26 protein-coding genes and 1 riboswitch are annotated in these 22,866 nt (G+C 36.7%); of the genes, 12 read left to right on the forward strand and 14 right to left on the reverse strand.

Going from position 1 to position 22,866, the window contains the following annotated elements; translation table 11 throughout:
- Positions 1-213: 213 nt before the first annotated feature.
- From desA to JOC86_RS13035, 4 genes are read right to left on the reverse strand one after another with little or no spacing between them, the layout of a single operon-like run.
- Entirely contained in the window at positions 214-1,230 is a 1,017-nt protein-coding gene (gene desA / locus JOC86_RS13020) for a Delta(5) desaturase DesA (protein ID WP_205173215.1), read from the reverse strand.
- Positions 1,230-1,892, reverse strand: a complete 663-nt coding sequence (locus tag JOC86_RS13025; RefSeq protein ID WP_205173217.1) for a hypothetical protein — start codon at positions 1,890-1,892, stop codon at positions 1,230-1,232. Before JOC86_RS13025 ends, desA begins: the two co-directional genes overlap by 1 nt.
- A 12-nt stretch (positions 1,893-1,904) precedes the next feature.
- Positions 1,905-2,303: a permease prefix domain 1-containing protein gene (locus JOC86_RS13030; RefSeq protein ID WP_205173219.1), complete on the reverse strand. Its 399-nt coding sequence runs from the start codon at positions 2,301-2,303 to the stop codon at positions 1,905-1,907.
- Complete coding sequence (locus tag JOC86_RS13035) at positions 2,300-2,629, reverse strand: PadR family transcriptional regulator (RefSeq protein WP_205173221.1); 330 nt, start codon at positions 2,627-2,629, stop codon at positions 2,300-2,302. Before JOC86_RS13035 ends, JOC86_RS13030 begins: the two co-directional genes overlap by 4 nt.
- A 347-nt stretch (positions 2,630-2,976) precedes the next feature.
- On the opposite strand from JOC86_RS13035, the gene JOC86_RS24735 reads away from it, so the two are divergent.
- Positions 2,977-3,264: a phospholipase gene (locus JOC86_RS24735; RefSeq protein WP_239587548.1), complete on the forward strand. Its 288-nt coding sequence runs from the start codon at positions 2,977-2,979 to the stop codon at positions 3,262-3,264.
- A 286-nt stretch (positions 3,265-3,550) separates the two neighbouring features.
- On the opposite strand, the gene JOC86_RS13040 is transcribed toward JOC86_RS24735, so the two are convergent.
- Together JOC86_RS13040 and JOC86_RS13045 are read right to left on the reverse strand one after the other, a co-directional pair.
- Positions 3,551-4,090 carry an NAD(P)H-dependent oxidoreductase gene (locus JOC86_RS13040; RefSeq protein WP_205173527.1) on the reverse strand — a complete coding sequence of 180 codons (540 nt, stop codon included), beginning with the start codon at positions 4,088-4,090 and terminating at the stop codon, positions 3,551-3,553.
- 379 nt (positions 4,091-4,469) lie between these two features.
- Positions 4,470-4,889: a VOC family protein gene (locus JOC86_RS13045; protein WP_205173223.1), complete on the reverse strand. Its 420-nt coding sequence runs from the start codon at positions 4,887-4,889 to the stop codon at positions 4,470-4,472.
- Positions 4,890-5,105: 216 nt separating this feature from the next.
- Here JOC86_RS13045 and JOC86_RS13050 point away from each other — a divergent pair, with 216 nt between their 5' ends.
- The 7 genes from JOC86_RS13050 to JOC86_RS13080 all read left to right on the forward strand — a co-directional run bounded on the left by JOC86_RS13050 (position 5,106) and on the right by JOC86_RS13080 (position 10,855).
- A complete protein-coding gene (locus JOC86_RS13050) occupies positions 5,106-5,804 on the forward strand; it encodes a response regulator transcription factor (protein WP_205173225.1) in 699 nt (232 codons plus the stop codon).
- The gene (locus JOC86_RS13055; RefSeq protein WP_205173227.1) at positions 5,801-7,162 is read left to right on the forward strand and encodes a sensor histidine kinase; all 1,362 of its coding nucleotides are present in this window, start codon (positions 5,801-5,803) and stop codon (positions 7,160-7,162) included. The genes JOC86_RS13050 and JOC86_RS13055 overlap by 4 nt, the downstream gene beginning before the upstream one ends.
- A 51-nt stretch (positions 7,163-7,213) precedes the next feature.
- Positions 7,214-7,903, forward strand: coding sequence for a PepSY domain-containing protein (locus tag JOC86_RS13060; RefSeq protein ID WP_205173228.1), 690 nt, complete (start codon positions 7,214-7,216; stop codon positions 7,901-7,903).
- A 140-nt stretch (positions 7,904-8,043) separates the two neighbouring features.
- Positions 8,044-8,574, forward strand: coding sequence for a PepSY domain-containing protein (locus JOC86_RS13065; RefSeq protein ID WP_205173229.1), 531 nt, complete (start codon positions 8,044-8,046; stop codon positions 8,572-8,574).
- 617 nt (positions 8,575-9,191) lie between these two features.
- A complete protein-coding gene (locus tag JOC86_RS25330) occupies positions 9,192-9,380 on the forward strand; it encodes a nuclease-related domain-containing protein (protein WP_205173528.1) in 189 nt (62 codons plus the stop codon).
- 650 nt (positions 9,381-10,030) lie between these two features.
- A riboswitch (guanidine-I (ykkC/yxkD leader) is annotated at positions 10,031-10,131 on the forward strand.
- A 71-nt stretch (positions 10,132-10,202) separates the two neighbouring features.
- The gene (locus JOC86_RS13075) at positions 10,203-10,541 is read left to right on the forward strand and encodes an SMR family transporter (RefSeq protein WP_205173230.1); all 339 of its coding nucleotides are present in this window, start codon (positions 10,203-10,205) and stop codon (positions 10,539-10,541) included.
- The gene (locus tag JOC86_RS13080; RefSeq protein WP_205173231.1) at positions 10,541-10,855 is read left to right on the forward strand and encodes a DMT family transporter; all 315 of its coding nucleotides are present in this window, start codon (positions 10,541-10,543) and stop codon (positions 10,853-10,855) included. Before JOC86_RS13075 ends, JOC86_RS13080 begins: the two co-directional genes overlap by 1 nt.
- Before the next feature lie 124 nt (positions 10,856-10,979).
- Here the strand turns inward: JOC86_RS13080 and JOC86_RS13085 are convergent, their stop codons facing one another.
- From JOC86_RS13085 to JOC86_RS13095, 3 genes are read right to left on the reverse strand one after another with little or no spacing between them, the layout of a single operon-like run.
- Positions 10,980-12,386, reverse strand: coding sequence for a HAMP domain-containing sensor histidine kinase (locus tag JOC86_RS13085; RefSeq protein ID WP_205173232.1), 1,407 nt, complete (start codon positions 12,384-12,386; stop codon positions 10,980-10,982).
- Entirely contained in the window at positions 12,376-13,083 is a 708-nt protein-coding gene (locus JOC86_RS13090) for a response regulator transcription factor (protein ID WP_205173234.1), read from the reverse strand. Before JOC86_RS13090 ends, JOC86_RS13085 begins: the two co-directional genes overlap by 11 nt.
- Positions 13,084-13,108: 25 nt before the next feature.
- Positions 13,109-14,266: a hypothetical protein gene (locus tag JOC86_RS13095; RefSeq protein WP_205173236.1), complete on the reverse strand. Its 1,158-nt coding sequence runs from the start codon at positions 14,264-14,266 to the stop codon at positions 13,109-13,111.
- 249 nt (positions 14,267-14,515) lie between these two features.
- Here JOC86_RS13095 and JOC86_RS13100 point away from each other — a divergent pair, with 249 nt between their 5' ends.
- The 3 genes from JOC86_RS13100 to JOC86_RS13110 are packed head-to-tail and all read left to right on the forward strand — an operon-like array spanning position 14,516 to position 16,604.
- Positions 14,516-15,490 carry a polysaccharide deacetylase family protein gene (locus JOC86_RS13100; RefSeq protein ID WP_205173238.1) on the forward strand — a complete coding sequence of 325 codons (975 nt, stop codon included), beginning with the start codon at positions 14,516-14,518 and terminating at the stop codon, positions 15,488-15,490.
- 30 nt (positions 15,491-15,520) lie between these two features.
- The gene (locus tag JOC86_RS13105; protein WP_205173240.1) at positions 15,521-16,390 is read left to right on the forward strand and encodes an LCP family glycopolymer transferase; all 870 of its coding nucleotides are present in this window, start codon (positions 15,521-15,523) and stop codon (positions 16,388-16,390) included.
- Between the two features lie 55 nt (positions 16,391-16,445).
- Positions 16,446-16,604: a hypothetical protein gene (locus JOC86_RS13110; RefSeq protein ID WP_205173242.1), complete on the forward strand. Its 159-nt coding sequence runs from the start codon at positions 16,446-16,448 to the stop codon at positions 16,602-16,604.
- A gap of 105 nt (positions 16,605-16,709) precedes the next feature.
- On the opposite strand, the gene JOC86_RS13115 is transcribed toward JOC86_RS13110, so the two are convergent.
- On the reverse strand, positions 16,710-16,859 hold the full coding sequence (locus JOC86_RS13115; protein WP_205173244.1) for a hypothetical protein: 150 nt from the start codon (positions 16,857-16,859) through the stop codon (positions 16,710-16,712).
- Positions 16,860-16,924: 65 nt separating this feature from the next.
- Complete coding sequence (locus JOC86_RS13120; protein ID WP_205173246.1) at positions 16,925-18,181, reverse strand: S8 family peptidase; 1,257 nt, start codon at positions 18,179-18,181, stop codon at positions 16,925-16,927.
- A 331-nt stretch (positions 18,182-18,512) separates the two neighbouring features.
- On the opposite strand from JOC86_RS13120, the gene JOC86_RS13125 reads away from it, so the two are divergent.
- Positions 18,513-19,994 carry an esterase/lipase family protein gene (locus tag JOC86_RS13125; protein WP_205173248.1) on the forward strand — a complete coding sequence of 494 codons (1,482 nt, stop codon included), beginning with the start codon at positions 18,513-18,515 and terminating at the stop codon, positions 19,992-19,994.
- A 76-nt stretch (positions 19,995-20,070) separates the two neighbouring features.
- Here the strand turns inward: JOC86_RS13125 and JOC86_RS13130 are convergent, their stop codons facing one another.
- From JOC86_RS13130 to JOC86_RS13140, 3 genes are all read right to left on the reverse strand, one after another.
- Positions 20,071-20,388: a thioredoxin family protein gene (locus JOC86_RS13130; protein WP_205173250.1), complete on the reverse strand. Its 318-nt coding sequence runs from the start codon at positions 20,386-20,388 to the stop codon at positions 20,071-20,073.
- 283 nt (positions 20,389-20,671) lie between these two features.
- Positions 20,672-21,766 (reverse strand): Ger(x)C family spore germination protein, encoded by a 1,095-nt coding sequence (locus JOC86_RS13135; RefSeq protein ID WP_205173252.1) that lies wholly within the window; start codon positions 21,764-21,766, stop codon positions 20,672-20,674.
- Positions 21,763-22,851, reverse strand: coding sequence for a GerAB/ArcD/ProY family transporter (locus JOC86_RS13140; RefSeq protein ID WP_205173254.1), 1,089 nt, complete (start codon positions 22,849-22,851; stop codon positions 21,763-21,765). The genes JOC86_RS13135 and JOC86_RS13140 overlap by 4 nt, the downstream gene beginning before the upstream one ends.
- Between the last annotated feature and the right edge of the window lie 15 nt (positions 22,852-22,866).

The raw sequence follows: 22,866 nt of genomic DNA on the forward strand, positions 1-22,866 counted from the left end.
TATTTTATAAAAATATCTCAATAGAGCTAAAAAGCAAAAATGACATCCTCAAAGGAGTCGAATGAGGTCCTGAAAAAGAGAAAAAGCTTAAATGAGGAACTCAATAGAGCGGAATGAGGTAATGAAAATTCAATAAAAAGAATAGACAACCTCAAAAAATTGGCTGTAATAGAAGCCATGATTTTCATGACTCTTATTACAGCTTTTTTTATGCTAAATATTGCTTCGAATAAACCTGCGAATATCACGATTTCCAATAAATTTCTTCGACTGCTCATCCCATAATTTAAAAGTAAGAGATTTTAAACTTGTCCATAATGTTAATGTTGGGACATCCTGAAGTCGCGGGTCACTCTTGTGCGCTTTTTCAAGGTGATAGTTCGGCACTCTTGAATTAAGGTGGTGAACATGATGAAATCCGATATTTCCTGAGAACCATTGTAATACTTTCGGCAGCTTATAGAAAGAACTTCCTTTTAATGCAGCTTCAACGTAATTCCAATTTTCGCTAGTTTCAAAGTAGCCATCTTCAAATTGGTGTTGAACATAAAATAGCCAAACTCCTGAAAAGGATGCAATAAAGAAGATAGGTAATTCTACTAAAATAAAGGCTTTCCATCCAATAGTTAAGCAAAGTAACAACACAATAGAAGCAAGAATGATATTTGTCATCCATACATGTCTTTTCTCTTTCTTAGATGCCCCTTTAGAATTGAAACGGTAGGAGATTAAAAAGATATATAGCGGGCCGATGATAAACATCACGAAAGGGTTTCTGTAAATGCGATACGAAAGTCGTTTCATCCATGATGCATCCGCATATTCTTGCAGTGTCATTGTCCAAACGTCCCCAACACCACGCTTCTCTAAATTTCCATTTGTCGCATGATGGGTTGTATGGCTGTGTTTCCATTGTTCATAAGAACAAAATGTGAATAATCCAGTAATAATCCCCACTACTTCATTAGCTTTTCGACTCTTGAAAAAAGAGTAATGAGTGCAATCATGAAAAATAATGAAGGTACGAATTAAAAAACCTGCTGCTGGAATCGCACATAATAACGTTAACCAAAAAGATATTTCTAAACTAAAATAGGCTAACACCCAAAGGATCAAGAAAGGAACAACAGAATTAAGGAGCTGTATGACACTTGCTGATTTACTCGGTTTCTCATATTGTGCTAATTTTTTCTTCCATTCACGTATACTGTATTTTGAATTTTCACTCATTATTCAATCGCCTCATCTAATTTTGACTTTAGTATTTTTCTTCTAAGAATAAAATAGTACATACTTAATGGCCACCAGAGAATGGCGAATATTGGATAGATCGCCCATATTACATGTGGTGTTGACACCTTATTTACAACAATAAAGAATATGATGCTTAGTACACTCGCCCATAATGAAAGGTGAAAGTATTTCTTTGCTTTTACACAATGAAGTACAATCGGCCACCATAGGACAACAAAGGAGGGGTAAATTGCCCATGGGTATTGATGGGAAAGGGTAGCATTTAAAATGGAGTAATACACAATGGTCAGCAAACTACCAAATATGGCAAGTGAAACGGTTTTTCTTTTTTGGACTGAATACATCAGAATCGGCCACCATATCAATGGATACGATGCATATAAGAACCATGGATGGGACGGGCTATATAGATAGTTGATCGTAATTAGGAAAATGATGATCCAAATACTACAGAAAATCGAGTGAATTTTAAAATCACCTTTTCTAAGATAATGCAAACTGACCGGCCATAGTAATAAAATAAAAGAGGGATAGATAAACCAAATCTGATGTGAGCTGGTTAAATAATTGACGGTAGCAAAAAATAAAATACTCATTATACTTCCTGCCCAAGCAAAACCGACATCAAGTTTAAGCATGCTAACTCTCCTTTACTTTAAACGTAACCATCTATATAACATCGATAAAGGCCACCACAATATCGCAAACGTTGGATAGACAAACCAAATGGTTTGTGGAGTATAGTAGAAATTAATAAAAACAACGAGAGCAATGATTAAGCCGCTCCCCCAGAGAGAAAAGCCAAAATCGATTTTCGTTAAATTCTTTTTTACGGGTTTCATGGCTCCTAACTCTTTTTCAATTTCGTCGATATCTCCAAAGTCTACGATTGTCTTATTAATGGCATCCTCTTCCGATTTTCCTTCAGCCATTAAGTCGTAAACTTTTTCTTCAAGATTTTCCATAATCTCTTGTTTGATCAATTCTCTTTGTTCACTTTTAGGAATGTTCTTGAATAATGCATCCACATGGTCCTTAACTTCTTTCACTCTAATCCCTCCATAAATAGATCAACAATTTCCTTTGTTTCCTGCCACTCTTTGAAGGTTTCTTGTAAATAGGCCTTCCCTAAAGTCGTGATTCGATAATACTTTCGTTTTCCTCCATGTGAAATATTCCCTAAGTAAGATTCGATTAATTCCTTCTTTTCCAATCTTTGAAACACTGCATAGAGGGTGGCTTCTTTTATTTGAAAACGATTCTTTGTCCGTGAACTTATTTGTTTCGAAATTTCATAACCGTACTGATCCTTCTCTAAGATCAATCGCAGGATAATCGAATCCAAATGACCCCGGATAATATCACTTCTAATCATATTTCACCATCCAAAAATGATTGTTCTATCTGATAGAGTAATCATAACTTACATTACTCTATCTGTCAAAGTAATGTTTAAAAAGTTTTTCTATTTTGATAAATGGAAACATAACGGGAGGGAATAAACCCCAGTTGAGTAGACTGATAGACTTTCGAATCGATTCAATGAAATGCATTTCCTTTACAGATGTAGGTAAATGTACAAGCCTCGATAAACAAATTACATATCCTATAAAGATATAAAAATGTGAATATATGGCTGAATATAATAAGTTAAGGTCTATGTAGGAGGGTATTTCTATAAAAGATCCTCACGTTTAACTAGAATCGAAGGGGGGTTCTAAAATGGGGAAAAGGAGAAAGCATACGAGAATTTTTCCTAAGTGGTGTGTGTTCCCTCATTACAGATGGTGCGGGCCTGGATGTAGCGGACCAGGTGCACCTATTAATGCAGTGGATGCAGCTTGTAGAAATCATGATTTGTGTTATCAAAAGTATGGGTCGTCTTGTAAATGTGATCGGTTGTTCCTCTGTCAACTTAAGTCAAGTATTAACCCTCATACTAAGGAAGGGAGGCAAGCCCTTCTAATATACAGATATATGAGGTTTCAAACATTTTTAAAATGTAATTAATTAGGCGGTATACTCTTAATAAAAAGATGACCCATAAGTGTAGGAATTACTATAAGCTTTAGAAAAGTGTGAGTTCTCTATATAAAATTTGGACGAGTTTTCTGACCAATTTGTTATCACTGTTAGTTACTAGCTCAATATACCAAGAAAGGGAAAAGGCACCCTTTCCAGGTGGCTCGTCTTATGCTTGTCAGAGGTCCACAGGATGTGGATCAGAAAGGCGTTGCCACAGGACGTGGTGAACTTAGCCTTTCATCATCTAATCAAGGTGCTTCCGCTTTTCTGTTCATTTTTCCTTCTTAAATTCTTCATTCCAAAAGCTTGCTTTATGAAGAGCGAGTGGATCGTGTGATACTTCTTCTGGTTTTACGCCACGGGCAATTATATAATCGATGTATTCCATTCCAACAAAGTCAAAAATATATTTGAATTGTTGGATAAGAGGAAGGGCTGTAATGGTTGAAGTGTTCCCACCTGTTACAACTACATAAGCTTTCTTCTTCCTTAATTCCTCTTTAAAGTTGTACCGCTCATCACGCAAATATTGTGACCAGCGATCAACGAAGTTTTTCAAATGCCCTGACATCCCGTACCAATATAGCGGGGTAGCAAAAATAATGACATCATGTTCTAGAAATTGATGAAGTAAGGTTTCATAATCGTCGTCAACAGGTGAAAAGCCTTCTTCTGTATGTCGCATATCGGTTATTGGCTGGATGGTGTAGTCCGCGATGTGAACCGATGTATGATCGACTCCTTCTAGAATACGATGAACCATATACTCCGTGTTCCCTTGTTTTCTAGAGCTTCCTAATAGTGCCAATATCTTCATATCGTCGCCTCCTTTTCAAATAATTAAGTATGAATTTTTGGAGTGTTTACAAATAAAAGATCTAATCCTGCCTGGCTCCTAGAGACATCATACAAATAAGGGAAAAGACATAATCCTTTGTGACTCGCCTTATACTTTTCAGAGCTGATCAAGGCACTTTCGCTCTTCATATAGTATGTTTGCCTATTCAGTATGTTGAGAGCATTAGTGAAAATCATTAACAAAGAACTAAGAAGAGTATAGCATTTAGATGAAAACAACACATCCGAGAAGTTTCGGGAACCGAAAAAAACGAACTAATCCTTGGGGAAGAGTCCGTTTATTCTATATCATTAGTCAAGCCTTATGTAATACAAATAGCTTTAATTTCCGCTTACCGATTGTTCTCTTTTGTATAATTCAAATCCCAAGTAATTCCAAAAGGATCTTCTACTTTAGCATAAGTCGCTCCCCAGAATGTATCTTGAAGCTCCATCAGAACAGACCCTTTTTCTTTAAGCTGATCGTAAATCTTCTGGATTTCCTCACTGCTTTCGAATTCAAGAGCTAAAGAAATATTGTTCCCCACTGTAACGGACTGATCTTGAAATGAATCAGACATCATAATAAATAATTCTTCCTTCTTAAATTGGGCATGCATAATTTTGTCATCCATTTCTGGCGGCGTTGGATAATCGGCATCACCAAATGTTTGAACATTTAATATTTCTCCTTGAAAAACATCATGATAATACTCTAATGCCTCAAGTGCTATACCATCAAATATAAGGTAAGGGGTTGCCTGATGCTTCATTGTTATCACTCCTTTTTCTTATTAAGAAACACAATTTTTATTATTGAGTATTCTTACAATTATTATTATAGATTAATTTTTAGGGATAATAAAGAACATATGTTCGTTTTCGGTAGAGTCAGATCGTATAAATTCATATTGTGTTCGTTTCTATAAGAATCACTGCTAAGTTGTATGCTAAAATATCCCTAACATCTTAATGAATGAGGGATAAAAATGGATAAGCCCAAAATTTTAATTGTTGAAGATGAAGAAAAAATTGCACGAGTGTTGGAATTGGAATTAACTCATGAAGGCTATGAAGTCGTAAAGGTGATGGATGGATTCGAAGGATTAACGATTTTTCGCGAGCAGTCATTTGACTTGGTCTTGTTAGATATCATGCTTCCAGGGATGAATGGGATTGAGTTATTACGTAGAATTCGATCCAAGGATTCCGTTACACCCGTTTTACTTTTAACAGCAAAGGATTCTGTTGAAGACAAGGTTGCCGGACTTGATTTAGGTGCAAATGATTACATCACCAAGCCTTTTCAAATTGAAGAGCTTTTGGCACGTGTTCGTGCAGCACTACGCGTAAAGCTGAAAAGTTCTGAACCTGAGTTTGATGAGAGCCTACTGCAAATTGCTGATTTAAAATTAAATGTATCAACACGAGAAGTGACGAGAGGGGAAGATGAGATTGAACTTACTCCTCGTGAATTTGACTTATTAGCTTATTTAATGAAGCATCCTAAACAAGTTCTAAATCGTGAACAGATTCTCGATGGAGTCTGGGGTTATGATTATTATGGCGACACAAATGTAGTGGATGTCTATATCCGTTATTTACGAAACAAAATGGATAAACCATATAAAGAAGGTTTAATCCATACGATTCGTGGAGTCGGCTATGTAATGAAGGAGTCAAAATGAAGCTAAGAAATAAAATACATTTATATACGACAGTGTTATTTATTCTCCTTTTGATTTTAATAAATGTCGCCGTCTATTTTTCGTTTAGTCGGATGATGTATGAGAGTGAGCTCGAACAAACAGTAGCAGAGTCAGAGCAAATTTTAACAGGGATTAACCAGAGGACCAATCAAATCCCAGCATCCGATCTAGTAAGAGCGTTTGTTCCTATTAATGGAAAACTGCAAATTGTGCTGGACAATGAGCATATCGATGTAGAAGCAATGGTACCTAATCAGCCATCACTTATGGACATTCCGATTCGTTATTATCAAAGTGAAAAACAAGAAATTATTGAATATAATGGGATTCCTCATGCCTTTGTGTCCACCCCGATTATTTGGAATGAGGGAGTGGTTGCAAATCTTCAAGTAATCGAAAGCCTAAAAGGAACAGCTGAGAATTTAAGGGTTTTACAAATAGTATTAACAGTGGTAACCGTTATTGCGCTTATACCATTATTCATCTCTGCCCGGTTGTTAAGTGAAGTCATGATCCGTCCGATTACAAGCATGATTGATACAATGACAGAAATAAGAAAGAGCGGCCATTATAAACGACTCTCTTTTCCAACAAAATCAAAGGATGAGCTTATGCAAATGGGGAAAACGTTTAACGATATGATGGATTTATTAGAAACAAACTATGAAAAACAGGAGCAATTCGTAACAAATGCGTCTCATGAGTTGAAGACTCCGTTGACCGTAATTGAATCATATGCAAGCCTTTTAAAGCGAAGAGGCATGGATCAACCTGAACTTTTTGAAGAATCAGTGGAAGCGATACACTCTGAAGCTGTTCGAATGAGGGAACTAACCCAGCAGCTTTTACTTTTGGCCAGGCATGAGGAACATTGGAAGGTGGAAATTCAAGAGGTTTCATTATTTGAACTTGTAGGGAATTCTGTTCGTTCATTCCAGGAAGCCTTTCATCGAAAAGTGGACCTCGACACTCAGTCAGAAGAGCTATTCGTACGAACAGATCCACAAAAATTAAAGCAAATACTCTATATTTTTTTAGACAATGCCTATAAGTATAGCCAGCGTGCAATACAAGTGCGTATAACGTCGAATCAAGAGGGAGCAACCATTGAAATCATCGACTCTGGTTTCGGCATACCTAAAAATGATCTTCCGAAAGTGTTCGACCGTTTTTATCGAGTGGATAAGGCAAGAACAAGAAAAACAGGTGGGTTTGGCCTTGGGTTAGCTCTCGCGAAAGAAATAGCCGATGCTATTGGTGTACGGATACAGCTTAAGAGTTTAGAGGGAAATGGGACAACGGCCATAATCGTTCTTCCGCAATTGGACTCTCAGTAAATTCTCATCTAAGGTCGATACAATAGTAAAAAATAAGATGAGGTGAACTAGATGTTACAAGCACATTGGATCAGAATCGTCGGAATGATCATAGCTCTTACCTTGATCGTGCTTGTTATTTGGCAGTGGACAGGGAAAAATTCTTCTACTGAACCGCTTTCGAGAGCGGAAGCAAGTGAATTAGTAAGGGAAAAATTTAATGGAGATATCGTGGAGATTGAGACGAAAGAGAATAAATATATCATTTCCATAACGTTGGACACTGGTGATTATGAAGTTAAAATAGACCGTAATAACGGCGAAATCGCTAGTGTGACTCAGATTACCTCTAGGAAGGAAGACATCGAACAACAATTAACAGTAGAAGAGCTGAAGGAAAAAGTTTTGCTCGAGCAAAAGGGAGAAATCGTAAAATTTGAAAATGAAAAAGATCACTATCTAGCGGTGGTTGAGCATGATTCAAAACAGACTACAATGAAAATTCATCCTGTAAGTGGAAAAATTATTGAAAAATCGACGAGGGATGTTCAAACGAAAAATCCTCCTAAAAGATTGAGTGAAAAAGAAGCTCAGCAAATTGCGTTAAAGCAAGTACCTGGTAATATAGATGATATTGAGCTTGAAGAATTAAATGGTCAAACATATTATTTAGTAGAGATTGAGTTAGATGAAGAGCAGGAAGCGGTCGTCCAAATCAATGCTATTTCTGGGGAAGTAATGACGATCACAAGAGATGACTAAGAAAGACCTGAAGCCTATGTGCTTACGGGTCTTTTTTTATTAGAATTGGAGCATCTCTCAGTAAATTCTCAGAAACCTATCTCTATGTTCTCAGATTCAGTGGATATGATGTAAGTAACAAATTAAAGGAGGCATTTTAAATGAAACGAAAAATATTAACTGGAAGTATTATTGGATTTATTGTATTGGGTGGAGCTGTAGGAGTTAGCGCAGTAAGTGGAAATGTTGATGGTGGAAAAAGTTCTACTGGTCAAGAGTTGATTTCAATGGAAAAGGCAAAAGAGATTGCTTTAAAAGAAGCTCAAGGAACAGTTGAAAGTATTGAGTTAGATAAAGGATATGGCCAAGACATTTATGAAATAGATATTGAAAATAAGAATGATGATGTCGATGTGAAAATTAATGCCAAATCTGGAGAAGTCGTGAAAATTGAGAAGGAACACAACATTGATGATGATAACAATGAGCCAGCTACCAAGGTGAAGATTACTCAAGAAGAAGCAATTGAACTCGCCCAAAAGGCAAAGCAAGGGAAAGTAGTAGAAATAGAACTTGATGACAATCAATACTATGATATTGAAATGAAAAATGGTAATGAAGAAATTGAGTTAAAAATCGACGCGAATAATGGGAAAATAGTAGAAGAAGAAACCGATTGGGATAATGATTGATTAGTGGGCTCCTAGTGGGGGCTCTTTTTGTTTGAAGAAAGAAGGCTCATGAACTATGGGAGTCGGTGCAGATAAGATGGGTGAGTTACAAAAGCAGGGGGAAGGTTCATAAAAGGAAAAGGCGGCTCATAAATCGATGGAAACGGAGCATAAGAGCGGAGGAGTGGCTCATAAATGAATTGAAGAGGCGCATAAAAAGGGGGAAGGCACATAAAAGGAAAAGTTGGCTAATAAAACGTACGTTATGGAGCAAAAAAGTCGAGGATGGGCTTATAAAGAAACATAATGGGTGCAAAAAAGGACCAAGCAATTAAAGTACTAAAAACTTAATAAAACATTTTTATTAATACATCAAAATTTCTTTGTTATAAAAAGGGAAATTTAATTCTCATGTCGAATATTGAATCTACCCTATTAAAAGGAAGTGATAGATTGATTCTAAAAAACGGGAAGTTCCCCTGCAAGTTTTAAAATTGGAAGCTCTGAAACGCCGTCTCCCTTTAAACATCCCAAAAGATCTGTAATTGAAGATAATCTAGCAAGAAGTAAGGCTGGTTTTAAAGGGGAACAGTCAATTGATTATCCTTTAGTTTTTTTTATCTAATGGAGAAAACTATATTCTTCATGATTTAAGGCTTTTTGATGGACAACATCATTTTCAAATTGACACTCTGATTATAACATCTAAAGTTATCTTCATAATTGAAGTGAAGAATATCTCCGGAACAGTTATTTTTGATTCTGCTTATAACCAATTAATTTCAGAGTTAAAAATGGAAAAGAAGAGGCGTTTTCTGATCCTATAGTACAATCTGAATATCATTTGCAGCAGTTGAGAGCATGGCTCGAGTATAATAATTTTCCCTAAATCCCCATAGAATATCTCATCGTCATTAGTAACCCGCATACACTCATTAAATCTTCTTCAACACATATCGAACCACGGGTGATTCATAGTGCGACTATTCCCCAAAAAATTGACACTTTAAAAAATCAATTCACTAAAAAGTACTTTACCAAAGAAATAAAAAATAAGTTATCACAGCAACTAATCAGTAAGCATGAGCCGTTAAACTATAATGTGATGAAATACTTTCAAATCCCTTTGAAGATATTATTAAAGGAGTTATTTGTGAGAAGTGTGAATTTCTCCCGATGAAGAGAATTAAAGGAAAATGGAATTGTTCAAAATGCGGTTGGATATCAAAAAAAGATCATATTTCTGCTATAAATGATTACTTTTTATTAATAAAGCATACAATTACAAATCGTGAGCTTAGGGACTTTCTTTGTTTGCCTTCAAGGTTTATCGCTACTTCACTACTTAGATCCTTAGATTTTCATTTTTCAGGGGAAAGAAAATCTCGTAAATACGAGCTTGTTTTAAAATGATTTTTTTCTAACCCCTATGTTAAAAAATGTGATATACTCTAACCGAAATCAAAACCAACCTCATACAAAAGTTCTCTAGGGTTCCGCAATTCATCTGGTCTGGTCCGAGAGAGAACGCATAGTTAGAAACAAACTGTGACACGGAAGGACAAAAGCCTGGGAGATTTACATTTTGATGTAATCTTCTAGGCTTTTTTGCTTTTACTTGATCATACTAAACTAAAGGAGTGAACGATGTGAATGTTCAATGGTTGAAAGTGATAATTGCTGCCTTTTTTGAAGTGTTTTGGGTCATTGGGTTGAAACATGCTGATGATATTTGGACTTGGACAGGGACCGTGATTAGTATTGTTATTAGTTTTTACTTGATGATCATGGCAGGAAAGACTCTTCCTGTAGGGACGGTATATGCTGTCTTTGTTGGTTTAGGGACAGCAGGTACGGTGTTTTCAGAGATTCTCTTCTTTGGGGAGCCCTTTAAATGGATGAAAATGATCTTCATTTTGATTCTATTATTAGGGGTTGTTGGACTGAAGCTAGTGACGAAAGCTCATGAAGAGGAAGTGAACTCATAATGGATTGGTTTTATTTAGTTTTAGCGGGGTTATTTGAAATGGTTGGCGTAGTGATGATTAATCGATTACACCAGCAGCGTAATGTACAGTCGTTTCTTTATTTGCTGGCGGGATTTGGTTTAAGCTTTCTTTTTTTAGCGCTAGCGATGAAGACTCTTCCGATGGGGACTGCTTATGCAGTGTGGACGGGAATCGGGGCTTCTGGCGGTGCGATAATGGGGATGATTCTGTATGGAGAACCAAAAGATTGGAAGAGGATTCTCTTTATTGCAATGGTATTAGGTGCGGCCATTGGGCTTAAATTGATTTCATAGTAAAAAATCTCTATCGGAAAAGCAAAAGTATGGGGCTGTCCCAAAACCAAGGTGTCAGGAACCGCAACTTTAATATATATTGCCGACCTTGGTGTTCTGGACCTTTATAGGACAAGCCCCTATATTATTTGGCGTCAGCCTGCTGTATCGGCGAAATCGGTAGCTTGAAGCCAGCTCTAGTACCAATGCCTTTTTTACTTTCAATAAATAGCTTTCCATGATGAAGTTCAATAATATGTTTGCTGATGGCGAGACCGAGACCTGCCCCTTCTGAATTTTCATCTACTTTAAAAAACAGCTCAGAAACGTTATGGATTTGATTTTCTTCAATTCCCTTTCCTTCATCCACTACTCCAAAGTAAAAAAATCGATGGCTTAATTCATAATGAATCGTAATGGTGGTGTTCGTATCGGAGTATTTAATCGCATTATCCACCAAGTTAATAAGAACTTGGCGAATCCGGTTTTCATCCGCTTTTAATTCAATAGGTTCTTCGTTTTCAAAAACGATGGTTAAATTTCTACTTTTGATTTTCTTGTCAAACTGTAAAATCACTTGTTTTAAAAGTGAATCGAACGAAAAAAGGGATGGGAATATTTGAAAAGTATTTTTAGAGTAACGGGAAAAATCTAATAGTTCCTCAACTAATCCAATCAAGCGATTTGTTTCATTCGATATGATGGTAAGACCTGTTTCCGTTTCATTTACATTTCTTAGATCACCTGCTAGCAGTGTTTCGCTCCAACCTTTAATACTTGTTAACGGTGTTCTTAGTTCATGAGAAATCGAAGAAATAAATTGATTTTTCATTTGTTGCGTTTTTAATAACTCTTTGGCCATCTCATTGAAAGACTTACTTAAAGTTTGAAATTCATCCTTATACGTACCTACCACCTGTGTTTCCAATTTCCCCATAGCTAATTTCTGCGATACTTCTGTTAATTCAACAACTGGGGTGATGATGTTTCGTGCAAAAGCTTTACTAACAAGAAAGACAATGATAAGAATGATAAGTCCGATGATGAACAATGTACCAATGATCGTTCTAAAATTATCATCTAATGGCTCTAAGGAAGTTACAAACCGGAGAACTCCCACGGTTTTTTTCTCTTCCATTAGTGGGACAGAAACGGCCAGGATGTGTTCCTGGGTAATTGGGTGATGCCCCATCCATGTTCCGCTTTCAAGGTGAAGGGCTTCTTCTATATCTTTGAACTGGCTGGTATGATCATGCTGAAAGCCCGAAGAAGAAGATAATAAGTCTCCATTTGCATCGAGTATTTGCATCTCCGCTTGAGGGAGGGAGAAGTTATTTTGAATTTCAGATAGATGACTTCTTAAAGTGTACGTACTTATATTCATATATCGATCAGCAAATTGCGCTGAATTGATAGCATGATTTTTTAGGATATCTGCTGTCCCATTATAGTAATAATGGTAAATGCCAGAAATAAGAATTCCTAGAAGTAAAGCAATGGTTAATGAAATAATGGTCAAGTTTTGAAATAATAACCTTCTTTTAATTCCCATGTGGATCTTCCTTTATATTTTCATTCCAACGATATCCATAACCCCAAACCGTTAAGAGGTATTTTGGATTTGAAGGCTCCGTTTCAAGCTTTTGGCGAATACGGCGAATATTTACATCTACGATTTTAGTGTCCCCTGCATAATCAAGTCCCCATACTTCATCTAATAAATCAATACGACTAATCGCTTTTCCTTTTGCATTCATTATAAGTGCCAACAATTCATATTCAATTGGTGACAATTCGACCTTATTCTCCTCAACCATGAGAAGACGTTTTTCCTCGTCTAGATAGATTTTAGGAGGAACGACCTTTGGTTCTTGATGAACCTTTATTCTTCTAGAAAGAGATTGAACTCTTGCGATTAATTCATTAGGACTGAAGGGTTTTGAAATATAATCATCCGCCCCATTCATCAATCCGTGAACTTTATCCATTTCTTGCACCTTGGCCGTCAACATGATGATTCCAATAGACTGATTCCGTTCTCGTATGACTTTACAAGCTTCAAATCCATTCATCCCAGGCAGCATCACGTCTAGTAGGATGATATCAATAGGACGGGAAGAGTTTTTGAGGATCTCCAACCCCTGCTCGGCACTACTTGCTTGTGACACCATAAAACCATAGCGTTTCAAATTGATTTCGACAAAGCCACGAATGGATTCTTCATCTTCTACTATCAAGATATGTTCCATTTGATAACATCCCTCCTCACAATCCTTAATGTATTAATTGAAATAATGATTTCCATTCCTCAGGTGAAGATTTGGTTAGATATAGAAACTCGTTGGTTTCAGTCATGACACTCCAACCTTGTAAATCTGATTGTTTTCCTTTGTCTACCACATAGACATCAAACAATAGAGAGCCATCTTCAGTTGATAAAAACTGTACATATCGTCGGTCTTTTGAAACTTCGATCTTAAAGTCACGCCAATCCTTTGGGATTTTGATTTCGTAGGCATATTCATAATCGCTATAGGACTGTTGAACCATAGTGGCTTCTTGGTCGTCATTCAACTGATAATACTGGTCAATCAGGGGCATTTCCGAGTAGGGTAAATCCTTATTGGCTTCCTTCTGTAAGGAAAACTCGATAATGCCATCTCCGTTAGTATCATCACTCATTCCTGAAGAAGCTCTAAATAATTCTTCCTCTTTCATATTTTTTGGAATAACATTCACTAATTGATTATTGATTACCCCCACAACGAATGAAAGCGAAGAATGAGCACCAAGTCCAGCATCAAAAATTGCTCCTTTTATTGATGGAGAAATATGCCCTGACCGAGAATGATAATAGTTATATACATAGGGATCTAATTTTAGTTGATCGATTATTTCTATTTGCTTTTGTTTCATATGGTAGAGAGATACCTCATGTTTTTGATTAGGCTCTAATAAAGAAAGTAGAAGCTCGTCCCTATCATCATCATTAAAATCTCCGGAAAAAAATGCGCTGTAAGGAGATTCAAATAATTTTTTTGGTTTTTCTCCTTGAACATCATACACTGTTAGAGCTTTTTCTAGAGCGTCATTAGAATAAGAGAAACCAATGAATACTTCCTTCACATTATCGTTTGTTAAATCACTGAACTCAACCTTATCAAGCTCCCTGCCTAAATCCTTTAAGTGAGAAATACGCTGCCATTTGTTTTTGATTTTCTTTAATACAATGGCCTCTATTTGGGTTGTTTCCTCAGGAAGTCGATAAAAAACAATCAGTTCATTCTTACCATCTTGGTCTAAATCTTCTTTTATCATTTTGTTTGCCTTCTTTTCATCTGTCGGGGAAACCCATTCAGCCTGTGCAGGAACATATTGCTGAATAGCGTTTTTTAATTCTTGCTGATTGGCAGGCAATTCTGGTGGCTTCATTAGGGATGTGTTGGATTGAAAAAGGGAACAACCAGAACACATGGTAAGCAAGCCCAGTACACAAAGGAATTTCTTCACTCTACTATCACACCTCACGAACATAGCTTTATATAGTATAGTGTAATCCCTTTCGACAAAAGTAACAAAAAAGTTACAAATCCGGTCAAAAACTGTAACCAGGAATTAACCCTTTTTCTGCTACCCATAAGTATGATCGAATTAAAGATCATGAAAGGAAAGGGGAAAAAAATGGAACGACAAAAGAAGACAAGAAATTGGATAAAACCTTATGAAATAGTAGGAGTATTGGGGCTGCTATTACTACTCACTTTATTTTCTACGATGATGGTCATTGATCAAGGAGAAGCGAAAGCACCCAAGGATACGCACAGTGAGAAACAATCTGCTATAAATACAGAAGCAATAGAAGAGAATGGAAAGCGTGATGAAAACGAGTCTTCTATTTCTGATGAAAATGAAAAACAGAGAGTAGAGGTCACCAAGAAGGAAAATCAATCAGACCAAACGTTAACAGAAAATGAAGACAAAAGCGAAACGGTTTCCCCTAATAAAGAAGAGAACACTCAAATTGAAAATAATGGGGATTTAAACGATCAAGGAATCCTAAATGAAAAAACATTGTATATCACCTTTGATGATGGACCTAATGAGAACACGAAAAGTATCCTTAATCTATTAAATAAATACAATGCAAAAGCGACCTTTTTTATGTTAGAACCCAATATGAGAAAATTCCCAGAAGCTGTGACTGCAATGGTGGAGAATGGACATGCTGTAGGGCTGCATGGTGTCTCTCATAATCAAGAGGTAATCTATGAATCTAGTCAATCGGTTGTTGGTGAAATGACAAAGGCTCAACGTACACTTGAAAACATTGCGGGTATCCACAGTGATTTAATTCGAGTACCTTATGGCTCTGTTCCTCATATGAAGCCTTCCTATTTTGATGCTGTAGATCAAAAAGGATTTAAATTATGGGATTGGAATATTGATAGTGAGGATTGGAAATTCCATCATGGCGAATTCGTTCAAAAGGTGTTAAATCAATTAGAAGAGTTTCCGTATCAACACGAACCAAAAGTGGTATTACTTCATGAAAAATCAACCAGTCTTCAATACTTAGACTCGTTACTTCAAAAACTTACAGATATGGGATATCAAATGCAAGCTTTAACCGAGCAAATGGATACGGTCACTTTTTAAACGATATTGTTGATAGATTAGGAGAAAAATATGAATAATAAATGGAAACTAGCAATTAGTATTTTAACCGTTTTAACGTTATCGTCAGGAATCTTTTTATATTTTGTTTTCTCAAAAGTTGGTGCATTTTTTGAGGAGACCTATAAGCCGATTGAGACGAATCAACCTGAAGAGTCCTCATTAAAAAATACAGATGAAAGGATACATGTACTACTAATGGGCGTAGACGAACGACCAAATGATAAGGGTAGGCCTGACGTAATAATGGTAATGGAATTAAACCCTAAAACAAAGCAAACAAAATTGGTAAGTGTTCCACGGGATACGAAAGTCCAGATCCCAGGAAAAAATGAAATGACAAAGCTCAATCATGCTTATACTTTTGGCGATGTAGCGTTGACAGTACAAACAGTTCAGAAGTTGCTTGAAATAAAGATCGAATATTATGCAAAGGTGAATATGGATGGCTTTGAAAACATTATCGATAAAATTGGGCCATTGACTGTCGAAAATGAGTTAGCGTTCTCTTATAAAAATATTGATTTTCCTGTTGGAACGATCGAGTTAAGTTCAGAGGAAGTCCTTCCATATGTAAGAATGAGAAAAGATGACCCTTTAGGGGATGAAGGCAGAAATATACGTCAACGAAAGGTAGTTAATGCAGCGGTTGAAAAAGTGATAGAAAGCAAAGATTATTTACGAATGGTAGAACTATTGGACGAGGTTTCTCCCTACTTAGAGTGGAATGTGCAGGATACAGATTTTAAAACGCTATTTGTACATTATCTCCCAGCATTAAATAACATCGAATTACAATCATTATCTGGAGAGGGAGAGCTTGATAAGACGGGAGTTTGGTATTTCGTTCCCGAAAATCCTTCAGCAGTCTTCCATGAATAAGGAAAGAATAAAAAGGGAAAACTAGGTTAAAAGATCATTTTTGAGGGGTGTTTTGGTGAAAGAAAAAAAGTATTTTGATCAGGAAGCTACTGAAGCCAATATGGAAATACAAGAAAAGTTTTATGAAAATAACGAGAAATTAAGTGAAGATTCTCCCCCAAGTTATATTGGAAATGGGACACCTTCTATTAAAATTACTGGTAACGATGAATAAAAAAACAGCCACAAACTTGAATAGACAACAAGTTTGTGGCTGTTTTTTAAAAAAAGATGTGTCTATTGTCAGCTTTAGTGACTGTATGAAGCGCCTCCGCTTTTCTTATCGATCCGATTTATCTCGCTGATCTTTGTTGTGCTTATTTCCCTTACTATTATCACCACTGATAAATTCTTTCCCAAACTCTTCTTGGAAGTGTCCCCGCTGTGGTGAATTTTGATTCTGACTGCCTTTGTTTTCCCTTTTTGTCATTAGTCATTCTCCTTTTTAGTTGATAAGGATAGTTTGGCAGTCCTTTCAAACATTATTCATTTCAATTATCTTACTTGTGGAAACCCAAAGCCTGAAGCGATGTCATCTCCATCAGTTGCATGAAGACCACCCTTAATGTCATGGGTTTTCGCCCGATTCTGAAGTTCAGATCTTAGGTCTGCATTTGAAAAACCAGGGTTCTCGCTCCAAATTTTTGCCGCAAGACCGGAGACATGCGGTGTAGCCATTGATGTCCCGCTAATGGTGTTGTATGAACCATCATACCAAGTAGATAAAATATCCCGACCTGGAGCAGAAACTTCTACATCTTGTTCCACTATGACATAATCACCATCAGAAGCAGGGTTCCCTCGAGAAGAAAAGTTCGCTACTCGATAGGTTCTATTTTCTTGAACATCTTCTAAAGCCGCTACAGCTACTGCATCCTTAAGAGCACCTGGGTATCCGATCGTATTTTCATTTGGTCCTTCATTTCCTGCTGCCGCAATGACTAAAGTCCCTTTTGAATTAGCATAGGAAACCGCTTCTGCAATCAATTCGTCTTTTCCTGTGGAGCCTAACGACATGGAAATGATCACTTTTACTCCTAATCGTTTCCCTTCATCTGCTGCATGACGAATGGCGCCGGCAATATCATCTGAAAAACCAAACCCTAAATCTCCAAGAACTTTGTAAGTCCATAGCTTAGAATCTGGTGCGACACCGTAAATTCCTTGTCCATTATCACCTCCATCGGCAAGGACAGTTCCGGCTACATGGGTTCCATGACCATTACGATCAGCACAGGAATTATTTATGATTTTAAAGAAGAAGCTTGAAAAATCCTTGCATTGTTCGACTTGGTTTTCTAGATCAGAGTGATTCTTGTTCGTCCCTGTATCTAGGACAGCGACACGAATGTTTTCACCACCAGTTGTTTCTGTTAGCGACGGGTTATTGTAGATTGCTTCAATTCCCCAAGGAGTCTGGTCAGTTAAAGTAGCTTGTGTTGAATTTCCAAGGAAGTCGATGGACACTTGGTTCACTTTTTCAACCTTTAAGTTTTTGTTGTTCTGGAGTGCTTCATATTGTATCTCGTTAACGTTTGTCGTAAACTCATTGCCATTAAATTGCCACCTTACTCCAAATTTTTGTTTGGATTCTTGCAAATGAGAAGCTTTTGACGATTGAATTAACACACGGAATGTTTCTGGTTTATTTTTTTCAGATTTTTGTACCGCAGTTGCATCGTAAGAAAGGGAAGGGAAAATAATGGCAGTAGAGAGGATTAAGATCCCAAGAATTTTTTTTGATTTTTTCATCTGGTAAACAAACTCCTTTATTCAGAATTTTGAATCAATTTTACCGTAGCATAGATATTCCTCTGTGTATATTGAGAAAGTTTGTATCTAAAGCACCGAAAGAATAGCAGTAATCACACCTATCTTTCTCAATAAAAAAAGGATGAAAAGCCTATTCTCTTTAATTGGTTTAAATCTTTAGTCTTTATCGGAGATCCAGTGAATAATTAGTTCTCAGTCCTTTATCCTATCTCTCACTTTAGGTGTTCTATTTCCTATTTTTATTCCGATATAAATAGGGAAGAGTTGCTCTGTTAAACTTTTCGAAAATAATTTATAAAGGAGAGAGAGAATGAGAAAGGTATGGTGGATGGTAATGGTTGCGTTATTAATGATCCCTTATCAGGCTCAGGCGGGTTCATTTGGAAAGGATGATCCTTCCGGAAATCCTGGAGAATGGTACTTAGGAGATGTGCCGACGACAGTTGATGATGAGAAATATCCCATTCTTTTTGTTCATGGATTAAATAGCTCATCTGCAACATGGTGGAATGAAAACGACATGTACAATACGGCATTCACAAATGGCTATAAAACGGCATTTATTGACCTCTATCCGACAAAGAATATGTGGGATAACGGGGAGCTGTTAGCACAGAAAATTATCGATATCTATCATCATTTTGGTGAGAAGGTGATTGTGGTCGCTCATAGTAAAGGGGGGATTGATACTCAATCAGCGCTTGTACACTATGGAGCATACCCTTATGTCGAAAACATCATCACCTTGTCAAGTCCACATTATGGGTCACAATTAGCAGACTTAGCTTATAGTAGCTGGGCAGGATGGCTTGCCGATATATTAGGATCAAAAAATGATGCAACGTACTCACTACAAACTGGTTACATGAATTATTTTCGAGAATTGACAGACGACCATACGAATGTTAGGAAAAACGATATCTATACACTGGGAGGCACAAGCTGGGGGAGCTTTGGAAGTTCCCTATATTGGGGCGGGCTTTATTTACGCCAATTCGGTTCAAATGATGGAGCTGTAACTGTCCAAAGCTCCCGGCTTCCATATGCTCAGGAAATAAGTGTAGGAAGTTGGAATCATTATGCGATTAAGGAAGGAAGCAAGACCTTTCAACTGTTTGCCCCTTATTTAACGGAGAGTGGTCAAATCCAAAAAGCGTTTATCGCAAACCAGTATGAGCAAGAACGACATGCTGCCTCGAGCTTCATAAGGGGAGGACAATTTGAGGGGGGGCAATCTGAAAGTTTTTATGTAGAGGAAGACGTCACTGAAATCCAAATTGATTGGATGAGTGACCAGCTCCTTGATTCTATTGTGCTCACAGGCCCATCAAATAAACAGCATCAGTTTAAACAAACCAATGGACATTCAGAATTTTTCCCTGATTCTGAACAACATTCCGTAAGTGTCAAAGATCCAAAGCCAGGAAAATGGACCATTACTTCATCTAACACAAAAGAAAGTAATTACTTAGTTAATGTCTCATTTGAAAGTCCATTGAATGAACAAGTGAAGCTAGGATTATCTAGTAAAAAAACGGCAATGGAAGTCAAAAAAATGGGGACAAAAGTAAAAGATTTTAAAACAACCACGACGATCCATTATTACAAAAATGGAAAAGCAAAAGAGAAAAAACTGAAATTTACCCATAAGGATAAACTTAAACTTCCTCAATTAGGTGAAGGAATCTATAATATTACGACGGATATTGAGGGAAAGACAGCTAAGGGAAATCATTTTGAAAGGACCATTGTAGAAAGTATTTACGTAGATGGAAAAGGGAATGTGTATTAATTGCTGTTTTCTCTCGGGACACAGGCGCCTGAGGTGAACATAGCAATAGGGAGTCCACTTGATGACTCCCTATTGCTTATTGATTATTTTCTAAGAACTCGGTTACTTGTTCTGGAGTTTTAGCATTTGCACTATGAAGATGAGCCACCTTTTCTCCATCTTTAAAAATGAGTAGACTAGGTATTCCCATGACTTCATACGTTTCAGCGATTTCTGGAAATTCGTCACGATTTAATTCATACCACTTATATTGATTGAATTGGTCCATGATCTCATCAATAAACATATCCATTCTCCTACAGTCTGGACACCAGTTTGCAAAGAATTTAATGATCACAGGACTGGACCCGGCAATCAATTCCTCGAAAGCTTCTTGGTTTTGTATAGATTGCATGTTGTTCTACCTCCTATTACCTCCATTATAAAGGATACAAAATATTTGTGAAAATAAAACGATTCAAACAGAAAAGGAACGTTTGAAATCTTGACTGTATTCGCAAACTTTGTTGCCTCCATGTTCCTGTAACGTCTAGTGTATTTGATGTCAGAAGAGAGAGGTCGAACTAAGAAGCAATTGGTGATTTGCCAATTGCTTAATCTAGAAGAACTTCTATTTGTAATAAACATCAATCATTACAAAAAGAGTTGACAATTTTTTATAGAATAGAATTAAGTCCCTATTCTACAGTTCCGGATTCGACAATTTTTACATCTGCTTTCACTTTAATATCTGCCTGCGGGTAAGAAGCTTCCCATTTTTTGAAATCAAAACCACGAACTTCATGCTTTAAGTGCTGACCAATACCGAGTGGATCAATTTTTTTTTCTTTAAACATATTTATCATTTTGTTCCCGTGTTTTTCAATGTCTTTTACCATTTTCTTTTCAATCGTTGTTATTATCTTTGGAGAAAGTTTTTCACCAGTATATTCTTTTATTATCCCTTTTATTTTTACTTTAATCTCCATTTTTGGAGGTAGTCCATTATTTTTTATAACGATATTATTTTTTGAGTCTAAACTATTTATAGTTGCCTCAATTTTTTTACCAATGGTACTTTTCCCTTTTTTATTTAATTTGACAATATGACTTCCTTCACTGTATTTATCAACTAATAGTTTGAAATAAAACATATCCTCTGAGGGTATTTCAGCCACCACTTTATCTTTATCGAATAAAGCGACGCCAGCTATTTCCATATTCTTTTCATCCAATTGACGAATCATAGGAAGATAGGCTGTCTGTCCTTCCTGGAAATGATTAAATAGAAACAAATGTAGGTTTGTTTCAGGGACGTCTCTTTTACGTATATTATGCTCTAGCAAGTTTGAAATGAAAATAGCATTTCCTCGATGTCCATATTCTCCATTTAATAGCTCCTTTGAACTCCCTTTAACAACTGCAATATATACTCTTGAACCAACACTTGGATCTCTTTGAAGAGAATCCCCTATGTTAATAACTCCTTTATGAGCAAGTGATTCTCCCACTAGCACTGCTTCTAATCCCCCTCTAACAAGAGGTTGTTGTGATCTTTGTTCAAGCTTGCCAAAGATTTCTCTTGTCGACCCGGCTGAAGCGGAGATCGTTACGTTTTCAGTTGTTTTGTCACTAAGATAACGTGCAAATAATCCAGTTCCTTCAATCGTGTTCTCATCAACAAGATCATACCCTAGTGCTGTTTCTATATTCAGATCATCTAATATTTCCCTCTGGACACAACCGTTCAATAAAATTGGTGTCAGTATGAGGATGATTGCCCATCGTTTCATTGCTTTTTTCTCACCTTCTTCATAATTAGGAGAATAGATAACAGAATCGGAATATAAATGTAATTAATATAAAACCCCATTTTTGAGGAAATATCATTAATTAAGTTAATTTGTTGACGATCAAATAACAAACTTGTGCCAAGAACACAAAGGATCATTAAAACAATTAATGAATGTCGTTGACGGAAAGGTGTCATTCTTTTCAAGATACGACTTGCACACCACAAAGCAATACATGCATTTGGTAGAATAATTAAGCACCAATTTGCAATTCCGATATACTCAAAACGTTCAATAAAAGGCATCTCTACAATCTTCCACATGGATAATGTAGCCCATACGGTTTTCGCCAGTTGTTTTTCGCTAAAAAATGAAAACGTAATGATTGCCAAAAGGGTATATAAAGATGTAGTCGTTAATAGTGCCCAATGCGCCCACTTTTGAGATTTCCTCCCTTTATTTATAAAAGGGTAAATGACGAGTAGGACTTCATAGCCAAGATAGGTTAAGGACATATCTCTAGCAGATTGAAGAAAGTCCATTAAGCTATGATCGAAAATGGGGAGAAGATTTCGAAAGTCGGAGTATTTAAATGTAAACACAAAGGTTAATAGCAAATAACTAGGTAAAATAATGCCAAAGAATGCTACTCCGGTAACCGTTCGAATTCCTCCATTTACAATGTAGTAGACAAGGATTAAAAAACAGAGGGCAAATGCCCAAGTGCTAAGCTTGGGGTACATCCAAACCTGGAGGACTTCAATATACGTACGAACAGTTGTCACAGTTAGTAAGCAGAAATAAAAGATGAAAATAACATTGAAAATATTCCCTATCCATTTTCCGAAAGCGATGTAATGAGCAGAAATGATATCCCCCTCACTATTCTGAACTACCTTATAAATAAGGAACATGCCGACATGGGTTAAACCACCGGCAAGAATGACAGACATCCATGAATCATAGCCTGCACTCATTGCAATGACTCGCTGATACCCTAATACTCCTACCCCTACTTGGACGGAATGAATTAAAAAGAAGACAAGAAAAGGTGATATTTTTCTATTTTCAGGAATGGATAGCATAAATATAACCTCCGT

Origin of the sequence: Rossellomorea pakistanensis (assembly GCF_016908495.1) — a bacterium.
Taxonomy (GTDB): Bacteria; Bacillota; Bacilli; order Bacillales; family Bacillaceae_B; genus Rossellomorea; species Rossellomorea pakistanensis.